Annotated in this window: 11 protein-coding genes; 4 read left to right on the top strand and 7 right to left on the bottom strand. The window is 39.1% G+C overall.

Translation table 11 applies throughout. The features are described 5' to 3' along the window. Positions 1-144: 144 nt before the first annotated feature. Positions 145-1,335, top strand: coding sequence for an outer membrane beta-barrel protein (locus ACE1ET_RS05195; RefSeq protein WP_375727304.1), 1,191 nt, complete (start codon positions 145-147; stop codon positions 1,333-1,335). A gap of 181 nt (positions 1,336-1,516) precedes the next feature. Here ACE1ET_RS05195 and ACE1ET_RS05190 read toward each other — a convergent pair whose 3' ends face one another. Both ACE1ET_RS05190 and ACE1ET_RS05185 read right to left on the bottom strand, forming a co-directional pair. Further along, positions 1,517-3,166, bottom strand: coding sequence for a hypothetical protein (locus ACE1ET_RS05190; RefSeq protein WP_375727303.1), 1,650 nt, complete (start codon positions 3,164-3,166; stop codon positions 1,517-1,519). 1 nt (position 3,167) lies between these two features. Further along, the gene (locus ACE1ET_RS05185; protein ID WP_375727302.1) at positions 3,168-3,959 is read right to left on the bottom strand and encodes an ABC transporter ATP-binding protein; all 792 of its coding nucleotides are present in this window, start codon (positions 3,957-3,959) and stop codon (positions 3,168-3,170) included. 272 nt (positions 3,960-4,231) lie between these two features. Between ACE1ET_RS05185 and ACE1ET_RS05180 the strand changes: the two genes are divergently transcribed. The 3 genes from ACE1ET_RS05180 to ACE1ET_RS05170 all read left to right on the top strand — a co-directional run bounded on the left by ACE1ET_RS05180 (position 4,232) and on the right by ACE1ET_RS05170 (position 6,415). After that, positions 4,232-5,326, top strand: a complete 1,095-nt coding sequence (locus tag ACE1ET_RS05180) for a nickel-binding protein (protein WP_375727301.1) — start codon at positions 4,232-4,234, stop codon at positions 5,324-5,326. Between the two features lie 156 nt (positions 5,327-5,482). Further along, positions 5,483-5,869: a cupin domain-containing protein gene (locus ACE1ET_RS05175; protein ID WP_375727300.1), complete on the top strand. Its 387-nt coding sequence runs from the start codon at positions 5,483-5,485 to the stop codon at positions 5,867-5,869. 93 nt (positions 5,870-5,962) lie between these two features. Then, a complete protein-coding gene (locus ACE1ET_RS05170) occupies positions 5,963-6,415 on the top strand; it encodes a group I truncated hemoglobin (RefSeq protein ID WP_375727299.1) in 453 nt (150 codons plus the stop codon). Positions 6,416-6,554: 139 nt separating this feature from the next. Here ACE1ET_RS05170 and ACE1ET_RS05165 read toward each other — a convergent pair whose 3' ends face one another. Genes ACE1ET_RS05165 through ACE1ET_RS05145 form a run of 5 tightly spaced genes read right to left on the bottom strand, consistent with a single transcriptional unit; the run spans position 6,555 to position 17,677 of the window. Then, positions 6,555-7,271 carry a hypothetical protein gene (locus ACE1ET_RS05165; RefSeq protein WP_375727298.1) on the bottom strand — a complete coding sequence of 239 codons (717 nt, stop codon included), beginning with the start codon at positions 7,269-7,271 and terminating at the stop codon, positions 6,555-6,557. Between the two features lie 12 nt (positions 7,272-7,283). After that, positions 7,284-11,987, bottom strand: coding sequence for an efflux RND transporter permease subunit (locus ACE1ET_RS05160; RefSeq protein WP_375727297.1), 4,704 nt, complete (start codon positions 11,985-11,987; stop codon positions 7,284-7,286). Next, positions 11,987-15,106 carry an efflux RND transporter permease subunit gene (locus ACE1ET_RS05155; protein ID WP_375727296.1) on the bottom strand — a complete coding sequence of 1,040 codons (3,120 nt, stop codon included), beginning with the start codon at positions 15,104-15,106 and terminating at the stop codon, positions 11,987-11,989. Before ACE1ET_RS05155 ends, ACE1ET_RS05160 begins: the two co-directional genes overlap by 1 nt. Before the next feature lie 20 nt (positions 15,107-15,126). Then, positions 15,127-16,188, bottom strand: coding sequence for an efflux RND transporter periplasmic adaptor subunit (locus tag ACE1ET_RS05150; protein WP_375727295.1), 1,062 nt, complete (start codon positions 16,186-16,188; stop codon positions 15,127-15,129). Positions 16,189-16,192: 4 nt separating this feature from the next. Next, on the bottom strand, positions 16,193-17,677 hold the full coding sequence (locus ACE1ET_RS05145) for a TolC family protein (protein ID WP_375727294.1): 1,485 nt from the start codon (positions 17,675-17,677) through the stop codon (positions 16,193-16,195). Positions 17,678-17,680: the final 3 nt, after the last annotated feature.

Here is a 17,680-nt window from a genome sequence, read left to right as displayed (position 1 = left end):
ATATGAAAACATCATTAAATCTGAACTCATTAACAGAGCTATGAGAATGGTGAATCAATATTATCTAAGGATAATCTTTTATTTTATTACACAGCCCTATCGTTTCTACAATTATTCAATATATTTACAACATATTACCGGATCATGAAAAAGAAATATTATCTGTTATTAGCAAGCATTATTCTATTTGGCAATTGTTGGGCGCAGTTTGACTTCCGTGATGGGTATATAATTAAACTCAACAAGGACACAATTTGGGGAAAAGTTAAATACAGCATTACGAATGAAAAATACGAATCCTGCAGTTTTAAAACGGATGCCGGAGTACATAATTATAAACCGGATGAGTTAAAAGGATACGGTTTTAAAGAAGGGAACTTTTTCATATCAGGTATTGTGGAAAATGCATTTTCAGAAGTACTGGTAACCGGGCCAATAAGTCTGTATAAAAATGCCGGTACATTTTATGTTAAAAAAGAAGATCAGGACGGCATAATGCTGGAAAAAAAAGATAAACCGGTAGAAATTGACGACATTTCGTATAACAGGGAAGATAATCGCTGGAAAGGCATTTTAAAAGTTTTGACCAGTGATTGCCCCAAAAGATTAGATTATTACATAGATGATCTTAATTACGATTCAAAAGATCTGACCTGGATAGTCGTTAAATACAACAGGAATTCAGATAAATCATATGTTGAGTATAATGCAGGTAAAAAATGGGCCAGAATAACATGGGGAGCTTCAACCGGCATTAAGCTGAATACCCTCCATTTGAATAATTACGGAAGTTTTGATTTTCTTAATGAAGAAACGCGGTATCTTGACCCGACTTTCGGATTGGTTTTTTGTGTTAATTCTCCGCGACTGAATGATAACATAGCATTTCAGGCTGAACTGTTTTACACTCCTTCAAGGTTTGCTTCGGAAAAGAATTTCAGTTACAATATTTACGAAGAGCAACACAGGACAGAATTTAAAATGAACGTCCTTACATTACCATTATCAATTAAATACAGTTTCCCGGTAAAACAGAATTTTGTGTTTATACAGGGAGGATTTAATTATGATATTCAGCTCAACAGTAATTCTGTCCACTCTGCTACGCGATACTGGGAAAACGGGAATGTTTATCCAGCTGTTGAACCTTTACAGATAGAAATTGATAAAACACAATTCGGTTACTGGGCATCTGCGGGTTATGAATACTCATTTGATTATTTTTCAGCAAGTCTTCAATTAAGATTTAACAGAATGTCGAATATGGTAAAAAATCCGTATCTGATCGGTAGAATTAATACTCTGTCTATTTTATTTATTGTATACGCTAAATAATTCCGCATTCCCTGTCAATTCTGGAATTACGAAAAATGAATTCGAATTAAATTTTGCGATAGTATTAAAATAACCACCCGATGTAATTCATTTTAAGTGAAAGCCTGACTTTATGTTGCGCCCACACTAAAACACGAAATTCTGGATCATCTTGAAAAGATACAAAAGCAGAATCTAATGCCTACAGTTCAACCGACTTTTTTCGGAGTGATCTGAAACTCATCATTAAACCTGCACTCATAAAAAGTGTTGCAAGAATGGTAAATGCAATATTAACCAGAGATAATAAATATATCATTCCAATCATTGCACCCATCAACGCCATGTAAACCATCATTCTCAATGTCATGCCACCTTTGCGTTGCATGTCCCTTGGTTGGGTAAAAGGCAATGGGTTCTTCATGAATATTTCACCTACTACTGCATATAATGCCGTTCCCACTGCACCAAGTAACAAATAAACCAGAACATTGACAGGCCAGATCAATAGAACTATAATTGTAAACATCAGATAAATGGGAATGTAAAATTTATACAACATGGCTTTTATAGCTCCGGTTTGGAGATGTTTTTTATCCGGAGCCGGCAAGACCTGATAAATCCAGCCTGCACCAGCATTATCTGTATAGGGTAGTTGATAAATTGTGCTCACACCAAAAAATCCCATAAAAATAAAGACCAGATATTTGGGTGTTGTTGCCAGATTATGAAGTGATCCAAAAAAATCTTTAAAGTCAGGTTTTAAAAATATAATTAACATGATCAGGATATATCCAAACGCAGGATAAACCGCCTGTTTAAATTTTCTGTCTCTTTTTGTTACAGACATTGTCATCTGCCATCCGGCTTTCTCCATATCCGATACGCACAATATGTTTCTGGCAAGATTCCTAATTTTTAGTTTCACACCCGATCCAGACCTTTCTTTATCTTTCTTTTTCTCTGTTTTATCATCCGTATTAAGTAACGAGCTGAAACCGGACGACATGAAACGCACAACCAGAACTGATCCCAGGACTGTAAAAAGAACCGTAAGTCCAGCCATGATTAAATCGTATGACGAAGTAAATGAAGCGAACAGTCTGGTAAAACCTGCCAGCCAGATTGTAGGAACGAGATATGTCCACCAGCCGGTAGACATAACTGCCTGATCCGGGGAGACCATTTCAAACATCCGTGGTAACAACTGATAACCACCCATGATGAGAATTGCAATACCAATCTGCAGGTAGTTCAGTGCATCCTTAAAACGTTCCCCTGATATAAATTTAGAGAGTACCTGAAACAGCAACATACAAAACAACAGAGCCATCCATGAGGCTATGAGTACTGATAAAAGCATACCCAGAACCATTAAACCTCCGTGTATAAATATCACGAAAATAAGCCCCGGCACTGACATAGCACCTCCTATCAGTCCCATATACGTTTGCACATGAACCAATCGGGTCAGCAATAAAGTCCGTGAACTGACCGGCCGCGGCAAATAAATATCATTTTCGTTTTCATCAAAAATTACACTTGAGAATTCGGTCAGCAAAATGGTGGTCAACATCACAATCAGGATGGAATAGTAAATGGTAAAACCAAATATTACATCCTTTGTCTGTATAAATATCATTGCGGTAAAGATGCCAAACATCCCATAAAAAATAAGCTGTCTCCCGAAGGTCATCTTTCTTTTTCGATTGGTATTCAGGGAACTGGGTTCTTTCCTGAAATCGATGCTTAGCTTGGCATTCATGATAGCCTCAAACTGCAAAACATCAGCGCCCATCATCCGAACGAAAGGTCGTAACAGGCGGATTAATTTCATCAGTAATTCAGCCATCCTATTCGCCTTTAAGTGAATTCAACAATTCTTCCGTTTCGACCGTCGACATTCCATTACCGGTAAGTTTCGCAAACAACTGCTCAAGGGAGATAGCTTCATTGGCTTTAAGTTCTTCAAAACTTCCGTCAGCAACCACATTCCCATTGTTGATCAGAATGATCCGGCTCGAAATTTTTTCCACCACATCCATGAGGTGAGAACTGTAAAAAATGGTTTTACCCTGTTTCGCCATTGAGGTCAGTAACTCCTTGACCTGAATCACAGAATTGGCATCAAGTCCGTTCAATGGTTCATCCAGAAACAGAATATCAGGATTATTCAACACACCGGCAGTGATCAGAACTTTTTGCTTCATTCCTTTCGAAAAGGTATCCATTCGTTGATCAATATTCTTTTCAAGACCAAAATACTTCATGAAATGATTTATCCTGTCTTCCGTAACTTCCGGCTTCATGCTGTACAATGTACCAATGAGCGAAAGGTATTCTTTAGGTGTCAACATTTCGTACAATGCACCATTTTCAGGCACATATCCTATATGTTTCTTTATTTCTGTAGCGTCCTTTTTCAAATCATATCCAAATACTTCAATATCACCCGTAAAATCGGTTATCATACCACAGAGAATTTTTACGGTGGTGCTTTTACCTGCCCCGTTGGGTCCGATATATCCAATTATCTGACCATTGGAAATATCCAGGTTAATTCCTTTTAAAACTTCGTTGGCTGTTTCGCCTTTTCCATAAGTCTTATGTAAACTTCGGATTGTAATAATTCGTTCGTTGTTCATATCAGGGTTATAAAATAACTTTCAAAAGTAACCTTTTACACTCAGATTCAAAAGGATATCATAAGTAATATTATATTGGACAAACCTGAGATTAAAACCGTATATGTAATATTGTTTCCTGCGTAAAATTGAAATTATTTACGTACCTTTATAATGTAATACAATTTATTTATATAGCTCTCCATTCCAATACAGACTAAAACAGATAAAATTGTTTAGTCCCTCTTTTATTCAGCGCAGTATGTTTTAAACTATAATTTAATTCTAAAAGTATGCCAATTTATATGGATCGTCACGATGTATCAGAAACAGTCACTGCCGAAAATGTGGCATGGTTACACCAGCAGGATTTAAAAGTAGAACATCAGTTTAACTGCAGAGGACTAACGTACTGGTTCGACGAAAAAAGAAAAATAGCCTTTTGCCTGATTGAAGCACCAAAGGCTGAAAATATACATGCTATGCACAATGTGGCGCATGGTGAAGTTCCTCATACCATAATTGAGGTTGATGCGACTATTGTTGAATCTTTTTTAGGAAGAATAGAAGATCCGGAATATGACAACAATACGGAGTTCAACATTATTAATGATCCAGCCTTTCGAACCGTAATGCTTATCCGCATTAAAACAGATAATCACGAAACCACTGATTCACATTCATTACAAACTTTTCTTACAGAATTAAACTTGACAATAAAACATTCCGAAGGACGTGTTGTAGAACAAAATACCAAGCGTATACTGATTTCGTTTAAATCAGTAACAAAGGCAGTTTTGTGTGCTGTAGAAGTATATACAAAGGTTTACAATGCAACACAAAATAATAATTTATCCCAAATTAAGCCCAAGATTTGTTTGGATGCTGGGCTACCTGTAACAGGCAGAAGCACATTTTTTGAAGAAACCATTCAAAAAACTGAACGTTTTTGCAATGTTTATGGTCATAAAATTGTGATTTCTGCCGAAGTTAAAGATCTCTACAAAAGTGAAAATATGAATGCTTTTATTGAAACAGAAGATATTGCTGTTTTACCTTCGGTTGATGAACTTTTTTTAAATCATTTAATGGATTTCATTGAACAGGAATGGCAGAACTCCGAAATTACTGTTGCCCATTTTAATAAGACCTTAGGGATGAGTAAATCAAACCTTTACCGAAAAATGATTGAACTTACTGGTAAATCGCCGAATACATTTTTAAAAGAATACCGCTTAAATAAATCATTGGAATTAATTCAAAAGAATCTTTATACAATTTCAGAGATCGCTTTTAATACAGGCTTTTCAAGTCTTTCATATTTTTCAAAATGTTTTCAAAAACGTTATAATTTAGTACCAACAGAATACATTCGAACATTGGAATAATTTACCTCGCTATTTTTATTTGATCTAAATTTACTTTTTTTTGAACCAAATGTCCACCTGTTTCAATCTAAATAGGTATAACTATGCTGTATACAAATTACTGTAAAATTTTAGGGTACTAATTAGGTTCAATTTCAAATCATAAAAAGTATAATCATGAAAATCTTAAAAGACAACATTGAAGTAAAAATGGAGATTCCCGGAGCAATTATTCGCCAGCAAGTCGATTTTGGCGATGCAACCGGATTAGGGAAAATTAGTAGTGAATATTTCAGTCTTTCAAAAGGTGTAGATACAACTCCACTGTTCATAGGACTTGAAGGAAACCTCTGTCAGTGTCCACATTGGGGATATGTATTAAGTGGACAGCTTACAACCACTGATGCGCATGGAATTGAAGAAACCGTGAACGCGCATGATCTTTTTTATTGGCCATCAGGACATAATGTTAAAGTCACTAAAGATGCTGAAATTATAATGTTCAGCCCTCAGCACAAGCATACGCATGTAATCAATCACATGATTGAAAAGGTTAAAGGATAAATAATGCTTATGAGGGCATTTTTGTATGTATTCTCTAAAAACAATGGAATTCACTTTTAATTAATAACTAACTGATTATAAATTATTACCATTATGAAAAAGTTAATTTTAACAGTATTCACCTTTTTAATAATAATATTTATGAGTCACTCACAGGAACCAACTAACACAAAAGAAACCACTCTTTTTGAGAGACTTGGCGGCACCGAAGGAATTGCAAGCATAGTAGATGATGTGATTGAAGCACATATGAATAATCCGGAAATAAAAGCTCGTTTTCTACCATACAAAGAACAACCGGAACGTATGGCAGTCATCCGGCAACACACTATTGAATTTTTCAGCGCAGGCAGCGGAGGTCCGGTTCAATATACAGGAAAAGATATGCCTGACACCCATAAAGGGATGAATATATCTGCTGCTGAATATATGTGCGTTGTTGATGATATAATGATGGTTCTGGACAATCATAAGATTGATGAAGAGTCAAAAAAGGATGTACTGGCAATTTTATGGTCATTAAAAGGGATGATAATGAACATGTAAATTTATTTATAAATAGTTTATATGATCAGCGATGGTTTCGGTAAAACGAAGCCCTCGCCGGTATCCCTTAATAAAGTACTCACCCGAGATCATGAAGTCTTCAGATGAGTACTGTGCATATGAATTAGTTGTCAGTTGCTTACCGTAAGAACTTTTCCCTTCTCTGTAAATTAAGTAAGCCAAACAATATAAAGATTACAGAGGCAGAAAGCATAAATATCCGGTTATACATAACGGTTTCTTCCCACAACAGAGCTGCTGTACCCTCCAGCTGTCTGAACGGATTCAGAAATATATTCCACATTGATTCGCGTAATACTCCCTGCATTATAAAATAGATCAGGCCAATTAATACAACAACTACTGCCGTAGCATTTCCATTCTTGATCCATGTAGAAAGGAAAAACGCCAGATTACCTACAAACAATACTACTACCATCAGCTGAAGGATCATCGGAATATAGTCAAAATCAATCAGTAGGACCCGGGCCAGGTATGCCAAGGGAAACAACAGTGCAAAAACTATCAGAAAGACCATTATCAGCCTAACAAACCATACTTTATAGCGGTAATCCGGTATACCGAAAATAATTTCCAGGGTCCGCATATCCGCATCATTCTGAATCCCAAAAACAGTAGGATAAAAAATCAGCAACAGTGATGGTAACAGTAACAAGCCATATATTTCATCCTGAGTAAAATAATCATCATTAAAAGCCTGAATTGTACCGAAAATCAGGAAGAACAATAATGCCGATAATACAAACAGCCAGAATTTGCCACCGAAGACAATTTTAAGGTTATATGTAACCAACCGCCATGTGTTATTTAATGTATTTTTAAATGTAATTCCCATTTTTTCTTCAGTTTAACGGGTTGATTTAATCAGCCACAAATAAGCATCTTCCAGTAAAGGTGTCTCATTAACAGCATCTTCGTAAGGTTGTTGCGCAGACAAACACCTCACCCTGATACTTCTTCCCTCACGCATATGATGAACTACTATCAGATCTTTGGTTACTTCCTCAAATTTTTCAACAGGGACACTAAACCGCCATACCTTCCCTTCAGCCTCGTCAGCCATAGCTTTCGGTGTTCCTTTATAAACCACATTACCACGGTTAATAACAGCCATGTAATTACATGAACTTGAAATATCTTCTATGATGTGTGTAGAGAAAATAACTACACGTTCACGGCTCAGTTCCACCAAAAGGTTTCTGAAGCGGATTCTTTCCCTCGGATCCAATCCGGCAGTTGGTTCATCCACAACAAGAATGCGTGGCAGATGCAATAATATCTGGGCAATTCCGATACGTTGTTTCATACCACCCGAAAATGAACCGATGCGTTTATCTCTGTTTTCCAGCATATGCACTGCTTCAAGCACATACATAATGCGTTCTTTACGCAATTTACTATCTGTAATACCTTTTAAAATAGCCTGATAATCAAGGTACGCATAAGCCGTCATATTCTCGTACATGCCAAATTCCTGTGGCAGATACCCGATCAAACCCTGCAGCTCCTCACGGTTCAACTCTGTATCGTGTCCGTTGATCCAAATTTTACCATAACTCTGATCCAGAATACCACAAATATTACGCATCATCGTTGATTTACCTGCACCATTGGGTCCCAACAGGCCAAACATACCAGTGGTAATTTCGAGGCTTACACCTTTTAGTGCTTTGAATGGTTCTTTCTGGAAACCAACACCTGGAATTCGTGATACCAGTTTTACATACCACCGAAATATTTTCGGGTAGTTTTCCGGTTTTTTCCTGCCCGATATTAACGATGGTGATAGGGCCATTGCGGCAATGATAAGATACCAGAAAATTGAAATAATAATTACCATGGCAAGATTATTCCAACGCATGTAAAACAATAAACCATAAATGGCAGGAATTCCAAAAAACAGTATGGTCTTTACTTTATTAAGGAACCTGTACGCTTTCACTTGGGCACGAACAAATATCCCCATCAGTCCCAGGAACATGATATATATGATAACTGCAACAATAAATGAATATATATCTTCTGTCATGTGGAACCATCCCAGATATATGAGAAAAATAAAAACCGGGATCTGCCATATCAGGTTCTGCCATAACTCTTTTTTGCTTTTCACGTCATCCACATCAACACCTGACATTGCCATCGATGAGCTCCACTCACGGCCAAACAACGACGGTCTGCCGTAAATTTTAACCAGATTCTGGATGGTAATAATGATGGGATCATTATCACCTATTAGTTTTGTATTTGCCCGCTTAAAACTGCTGAGTGCCAGATATACCATTGCAGGAATTCCTGTGATCACTAAAAATCCTACTGCCAGCTGCCACAGGAATGTACTAATTTCCGTTATGGTTACCACCAAACCTGCCACAACCATAATTCCCATCGGAATTGATATGGATAATTCAAGACGTTTTATCCACTGAACCACATTTTCAAGTGCAAGATAAAGTGTTGGAATAAATACCAGTGTCAGAATTGTGCTCACCGATAAACCTCCAATTACTGTAATTGCAAAGGGAACACCGATTAGTGAAACATATTCGGCATCACCCATCGCCAGCGGTACCATAGCCACAATTGTGGTTATTGCAGTAATCAATATAGGCCTTACCCTTGAAAGACCGGCCGTAATTAATGCACGGGATGTACGGTTCCCCTGTTTTCGCAGGATATTGGTAAAGTCAATCAGTATAATTCCGTTATTGACCACAATTCCAAGTAAGATCAGAAAACCGGTTAATGTATTGGCGTTGTACAGCGAGTTTCCTGACAACATCAAAAACAGGAATGATCCTATTGCTGCCATAGGCACTGAAAATAACAGAACTATCGGTGTGATGAAAGATTCAAAAACCGCTGCCAGTATCATGTAAATGAGCAGCAGTGCAATTCCGAATAAAGAATAAAATTCATTCAGATCCGATTCTTCATGTACCATTTCCACTGCAATACCCTGAGGGATATTATAGGCATCCACAACCTGCTCTACCTCCATTTGTGCTGCTTCCAGCAAGGTCTTGGATTCGTATATTTCGTTGTTAAACTGGTAAATAACCTCCAGGTGTTTGGTCTGATTTAAACGTGTAATTTCCCTTAAACCTCGGTCCGTATAAACATTGGCAAAAGAACCCAGTTCATGTCCTGCTCCCGACTGATCCGTTGAACTTGACACCTGCAACTCTCTCAGATCATCAAAGGTTTTATCCACATTTGTATCAACAGTGTCGCTATCATACGTTATCATGATTTCGTACTCCTCCCCACCCTGCTTAAAATTCACGTTGGATGATACCTGACGACTGAATGCATTTAGCTCGTTGGCCACATCTGAAAGAGAGAGGTTGTAATCCGACATCAGATGGCGGTCGAAATTGATGCGTGCTTCAGGTTGGTTTTCGCGGGCTGTTTCCCAGGCTCTACTCACATTATCCAGTTCCTCAAGATAATATTCCAGGTCATCTGCAATAGTGACCATCAAATCAAAATCCTGCCCTTTAATAACGATATAATCCTGTTCCTGACCTATTCCCATCATTCGAAGGAATCCTGTGTTACCACGGCTGCCCGAACCTCTGCCCGAATTACCGCCGGCAGAACCAAGTCCGCTGGACGAAGCTGTACCGGAGATACTGATATCTGCCGGTTCCATTTCGCCAATCTTACGTTGGATGGATTCGGATAAATCCGCAAACGACAAATCGTTTATTTTTTCAAACTTGTCTTTCAGTTTCAAGGTTATAACGGCGTCTTCTTCCTGAATGCTGGAAATAACATCCTGTATTTCCGTCACATCCTTCAGCTTATCTTCGATCTGAGTTACCAGCTTATCCGTTGCAGCCAGGGTTGAACCCGAAGGCATGGTAACTGTAACTCTCAGGTCGTTGGTCTGAACTTCCTGACTGGTGCTAATACTTACCATATTCGCACCAAAAATGGTAACAAAAAACAGTACCACAGCTATAATAATCGTCGCCACCGGATTTCTGAAGGCCGTCTTCAAAAACAAAAGATAAAATCTTACGGCACGGTTCCTGATGGATACGGTTTTAAATGAATTTATTTTACCAGCCTGTTGTTTTTTTATCACCACGTGTACTGCCATTGGTATCAGCAACATGGACACAATAAGTGAAATAGTCAGGGTTGAAATGATCGACACCCCAATATGTTTCCCAAATAATTTGATCAGGTAGTTTGAAGAAAACAGGAACGGCAAAAACACAGTCACAGTGGTGAGTGTTGCCGCCACCACTGATCGCCACACCTCTTTGGTTCCTTTTATCACCGAATCTGCCGCATTGTATCCAGCCGATCGCAACCGGTATATATTTTCAAGCACAACAATGCTGTTATCCAGCAACATTCCCACAGCCAGCGCCAAACCTACCAGCGTAAGACTGTTTATTGTAAGATCGTAAGCATAAAAGAAGTTAAACGCTGAATAAACTGAAACAGGAATAGCCAGTGCAACTATCGTTACAAGACTTATATTTCTAAGAAATACCCATAAAATGAAAATTGCAAGCAGACCACCGGTCAGAGCCAGATCGATAATCTGGTCTATGTTATTTTCCATGACCTCAGCAATATTCTGCTGCACTACAATTTCCACATCCAGATATGCATATTTCTCATTCTGCTTTTCAATAACATTCTTAACAGCATGTGAAACATCAATAATATTCGCCTGAGCATCATTTAATACCACTATACTTACTGCATCCTTGCCATTGACACGGCTGATGCTAGTTTCATCCTTTTCGCCATAAAATACTTTGGCTACATCCTTTAACCGGATATTATCCTGAATGACCAGGTCCTCAATATCCGATACTTTCTGGTATTCCCCTTCAACATAAACAAAATAACGTTTCCCCCGCTCCTCTATCTTTCCGGCATAACTCCTGTCCTGTAAACTGGCTGATAACATCCGTCGAACCGATGCAGGCGTAATATGGTGCGCTTCGCAGGATTCCTTATTCAGAATCACCTCAACAGATTTTTCGCGACCTCCATATACCGTAATTCCGGCCACACCGTCAATATTCTCCAGTTCGGGTCCTATTTTTTCATCCACCACATTGCGTAGCCTGTCTGTTCCTCCACTGCCTCTTACCTGCAGTTCCATCAGAACAGTGCTCATACTTTGCATCTGATCGCTGGCCTTTACAACGTTCACCTGAAATTCATCAGGTAGCGCCCCACGAACACTGTTGATACGTTCTTCCAGCTTCAGATATGCATATTTAAAGTCCACATCGTCCTGATAAGTGATATGGATCGATCCGCTGCGGGTTCCTGCTGTTGACTCAATCTCATCAATCCCTTCCAGACTGCCAATAACACCTTCAAGCGGAATAACTGCTTTTTCCTCCAGATACTCAGGGGTAACTTCAAGAGAAGAAGAAACCTGAACATAAACATCCGGCAGCTCTGCACTGGGAAAAAGTTCAAGCTTGAGTTGCTTATAGGAGATAACGCCCAGCATTGTTACTGCCAGGAAAAGCATCGATATAAGTACCTTCCTGTTAATCACAAATCGCATTATCTGGTCTCCTTTTTTAAACCCAGTTTAATTAATCCTGTTTCGATCACGTAATAAAAGCACGGGATAACAACCAATGTCAACAGCGTAGATGTTATCAAACCACCTATTACGGCCCATGCCATTGGAGAACGTAAGGAGGCACTTTCACCAAACCCAAACGTTAACGGCAGCAATGCCAGAATGGTTGTTAATGTTGTCATTAAAATTGGCCTTATACGTCGCTGTCCGGCTTCCACAATGGCATCTTTAAGCTTATACCCTTCCTTTTGCAACTGATTTATGGCATCCACCAGAATAATGGAATCGTTCACCGCAATACCCGCCAGCATAATAATACCGATGTAAGCCATGATATTCAGTGCCGCACCCTGGATATAGAATATCCCTATACCACCTACAATTGCAAGAGGAATTGTCAGAATTATCGTAAACGGATGAACCAGACTCTCAAACTGAGAAGCCAGCACCATATAAACCAGGATCAGTGAAAGGATCAGGGCAAATGTGAGGTTATCCATGGATTCCTTACGTTGCGCCTCTTCTCCGGTTATTTCAAATTTATACTCATTCGGAAAAGCAATTTCACTCAATTCCTGAGTTATTTGTTGTGAGATCTTATCGAGTGGAATATCACCCACAATGTCTGCAGTAATTTTTACGATGCGATTCTGATTGTTATGCAATATTTCGCGAGGTGCTGCCGATGTCCTGATGCTCGCCACATCCCTTACCGGGATCTCAACATCACCCGAACTAACTTTTAAATCTTCAATCTGCGATAATGAAGTTTTATCCATTTTAATGGTGATATCACTCAGTTCCCCTGAGATATCCATTTGTCCGGCAGATGTGCCTTCCAGACGCTGGGAAATTACATTCACCACATCAGAAACGCTTACATTCAGTAAACCTGCCCGGTAACGGTCTATCACTACCTCAACTTCCGGTGCACCTCCTTCCACAGACGATACAAGGTTGGTTATATTGGAATCCTGTTTTAGTTTATTCATGACCTGAACCGAAAGGTTTTCCAGTTCATCCTGATCTTCTCCTGAGATCTCAACCACAACCGGCTGACTTTCATTTCCAAGAATGGACTGCAAAGCGGTTTGTTCCTGACGGGTGACAACATCAATCTCATCTGATGACGGATAGTACTTGTTGATCTGCTCCATAAATACATGAGCTGGAATGGTACTGTCCGGTTCAAGAATTACTTTGATGGTCGCCATATTCTGATCTTCAAAAGCTCCGTTTTCATTTGATGTCAGTCCGGATGATGGTCCCGTCTGAGCATAAATCATATACAGATCATCACCAACAACACTTCTAATCACGCGCTCAACAGACTCAACGGCACCGGAGGTTCGTTGTAGCTGTGTCCCTTCCGGCATTTTGATATCCACGTAAAAGTCCCGCGATTCAGTCTGTGGCATAAATTCACTTCCAAGATCTCTCAACATTAAATAACCGCCGCCCATTATTAAGAAGGCGAGAAAGATTATTAATCCCCTGTGCTTCAGAAATCCCGTGAGCATTTCACCATACCATGTCAGTTTTACGGATCTGTTGGTAGCCTGAACAAATGTTTTTTTCTTTCTGTACATCCAGTAATAAAACATAGGGATCATAAAGATGGCAGCTACCAGTGAGCACAACAGTGAATAGGTAACTGTTAACGCCTGATCCTTGAATAACTCACCCGATGCACCATGCAGATAAACGATAGGCAGAAATACAACAATAGTGGTCAGCGTAGAAGCAATAATGGCGCCACCAACCTGCGATGTTCCGTTAATGGCTGCATCTTTTGTGTTTTCACCGTTTTCATGCAGCCTGAAGATGTTTTCGATAACAACAATGGCGTTATCAACAAGCATACCTGCACCAAGTGCCAAACCTCCAAGTGTCATGATGTTCATGGTAAGGTTATCAAAATACATCAGGACAAATGTTGCCACAATAGATATCGGGATTGCAAATGATACAATCAACGTCGGACCTATTTTACGCAGAAATAAAAGCAGTACAAACACGGCAAGGATAATACCGTAAATGGCGCTGTCACGTACCTCGTTTATGGCAGAAGAAATGAAATCGCCCTGATCCTGAACTATTTTTAATGTATATCCGGGTAAAGCCTTTTGTAAGGCCTTAAGTGCTTCTTTCAAATCATCGACGGCCTGAACCGTATTGTATTTGGTTTCTTTATATACTGATAAACCTAAAGCCGGAACCCCGTTAATGGTCACCAGATTTTCACGGTCCTTAGGTTTATAATAGACTTTAGCTACTTCTTTCAGTAAAACTGGTGTTGCCTGAACCGATTCAGAGGACTGCTGACCAGTGGTGCTTTCCACAGTTGGCCGGGCCATTTTAACAATCACATTTTCCAGGTCACTCAGACTGGTCAGTTCGCTCATCCCTTTCACCACATACCGGCGTCCCATTTCTACCACGGATCCACCCGATACATTCTGATTAAAACTGTTGATACGGCTAACCAGTTCACTGGTAGTTATATTATACGCCTTCAACAGATAATCGTTGGTTTCAATGACGACTTCCAGTTCCTCGCCTCCGTCAATCTCCACGTCAGCAATACCTTCCAGCCTGATCAGCTCATTTCGGATATAGTTTTCAGCAACTTTTCGCAGGTCGTCCATGTCCTGATCCGTTTTGCGCTGGAACGCGATCAGCATCACAGGTTCAGCATTTGGATCATACTGGGTAATGTTCAGTTCATCCACCTCCTCGTTCTGGGCAATCACGGCTAAAGCCTTTGAGAGATCCAGAAAGGCTTCATCCATATCCTTCCCCCAGGTATATTCCACTTCAACACGGGCCTGTCCCACCCTGGAAACAGATGACACATTGGTTACTCCGGCCTGACGAATAGCAAGCGCCTCCACCCGGTCCACAAACATTTCCTCTATCTCTTCGGGTGGACGTTCTCCCGATTTGATTTCCACATATAATCGCGGATTATTAAGGTCAGGGAACAAGTCGATGCCTAATCTCTGAAAAGAGATATAGCCCAGTAACAATATCCCGGTTATCACCATGGTAACCGTTACCGGATAATTGACAGAAAACCCTGTTATTTTTTTTAGCATTACACTTCGGTTTAAAATGTTTACTCTACAATTTTCAGTTTAGATCTGTTACGCAGGGTTTCGTAGCCACGGGTGATCAGTTTATCTCCCATGCTCAATCCATCTGTCACTTCCACATAGTCGTTGTTTTCAATTCCGGTGGTAATTCTTCGTTCCTGAGAATAACCCGATTCAGCAATAAATACAGACTGCACACGACCTCTTCCCCTGATGATATCCTTTGGTATTACAATGGCATTTTCACTTCTTTTTGCCACAAGATCTGCCTTAACAAACATTCCCGGGAGGAGCAAGCCTTTTCCGTTATCAATGGTAATGAAGGTTTTAAAAGTTCTTGCATCAGGGTCAATGGCCGGAGCAATCTGGTTGATTACGCCATGAAGTGTATCATCCGGAACATTGTAATTTGTAATATACACATCCATGTTTGTCTTTACTTCAGAAAAATACTTTTCGGGAAGATTGGCATCCAGATAAAGTTCCTTGTTGTTGGTAATCCGGAGTACCTCTGTCCCACTTGCAACTTTTGTTCCGGGAGTAAAATAAGGTAAATCCACGATTGTACCACTAAAAGGAGCAATAACCTTCATTTTGGCAAGGTTTAACAATGCACTTTCCATATTATATTCCGAATTCATTTCCGCAATCTCAGCATCTTTTAATTCACGTAAGGTCACACCACCTTTTTCATACAAACTCTTTTGCTTTTCCAGCTCCTGTTTTGAAATTTCAAGATCAAGTTTTGTAGATTCAATATGAATATTGTTTTCATACTCTTTATCTTCGATCCGGATAATAATATCGCCTTCTTTTACTTTATCTCCCAGAGCGTAGGGTTTTCCCGTGGACGGATTGGTCTGCAACCGGTATTTCCCTGCAAGTTCGGTAGAAAGGGTTGCATCCATTAGTGCATATACCGAACCGGTTGTATTAATGAATGACTCTATTGTAGATGGCACAATTTCCTTTACTGACACAGGAACTTCCAGTTCAGCTGAATAACTCTGAACAGATCTCTTACAGTTGGTCAGCAAAAGAAGAGCAAAAGCAAATAGTGTGAATTTTAAAAGTGCTGATTTCATGGTGTTATTTTTTATCGTTATTTATTACTTCAGGTATAACAGGTTTGTTATTTACAAAATCATATAAAGTCTGAATTTTCAGATTCAGCAGTTCCAGATTATAGTTGATGATGGTATTGGTCAAAGAGTTTTTCTGACTGGTTAACTGGTTCTGAAATAAACGAAGATCCATACTTGTCAGGTCCCCGTTTTTATAGCGTTCCAGATTAATATCATAGGTTAGCTGAGCATTCTCCACACTCTTTCTGGCAATTTCCACCTGGTTGTACAGGTTGGTCAGATTGCGGATAATCTCCCGAATTCCCAACACAATCTCAGATTGTTGAAATTCCATGCTCATTTTACTGTTATCCAATGCCAGTTCCGCCGATTTTATGGTTGCTTTACGTTCTCCCCAGTCAAACAAAGGAATATCGAAAGAGAAACTTAAGTTAGGCTGAACCCTTGTATTCTGATCATTAAACATAGTATTAATATCTCCAGAATTGCTGTATACTCCAACCGTTGCTGCAACACTTCCTGAAAATTCATTCGTTGTTTTAGCCCGGATGAGAGAAAATGTCGAATTTTGAATATCAATTTCGCGTTGCCTTAATTCCAGTCTGTTCTTCAATCCCATTTCCACTGCTATCTTCGGATCAACATCTACCTTATTTACCGTAATATCGGTTATTACCATAATGTCTTTATCAATATCATCTCCGATCTGATACAGGAAATTATCCTTGGCATTTTGCAACTGAACCTGTTGATTGTACAAATCAGATTTTGATGTGGCTACATTTAGTTCGGCCTGATAAAGTTCTTCCAGTGCCGAAAGTCCACCATCAACCTTATTTTTAATAATATCATAACTTTCTTCATTATTCTTCAGATCCTCCTGTGCAATCAGTAAACTTTGCTGTTGCTGATATACATTATAAAACAATTGTCGTACCTGACGTTCTAAATTCATTTTTGTCAACGCAAATTGAATTGCAGAATTTTCATAATCAAGCTTAAGTTCTTCATATTGTACTTTGAGATTATTATATGTAAATAGAGGTTGATTGAATGACAAACTCAAATTATTTGAAAAATTATTTGTTTCATTCCAACTTCCGTCGACTGAGTTATTATTTTTATTATAACCATATCCAAAGTTATTGGATAATAAAAGTTCACCGCCGGTTGCAACTAAAGGTTGCAAAACTCTAAAATCGGCATTACTCCCAAAATTCTGATCGTCATAATAATTATCTCCTCTCGTGTCATACTTATTTTCATAAGACATAGTGAGAGGCGATGTCCTTAGTGAGAATTGTGATTTCTGTCTTGCTTTTTGTGCATTCAGATTCTGAAGACTCCGGTTCATTGAATTCTCAGCCTGTCTGATATCAGGACTGTTCTTCATGGCGATATCCAATGTCTGATCAATGGTTAACATTTCCTGTGCACTCAGGAAAGATGCCATTAATAATGTGATTGTGAATAGTGTTAAGCGTTTCATATT

It is taken from the genome of Quyinboa mangrovi (assembly GCF_042219825.1).
Taxonomy (GTDB): Bacteria; Bacteroidota; Bacteroidia; order Bacteroidales; family UBA5342; genus JBHJHP01.
Note: the sequence above shows the minus strand (reverse complement) of the source record. Positions and strands in the feature narration are given on the sequence as shown.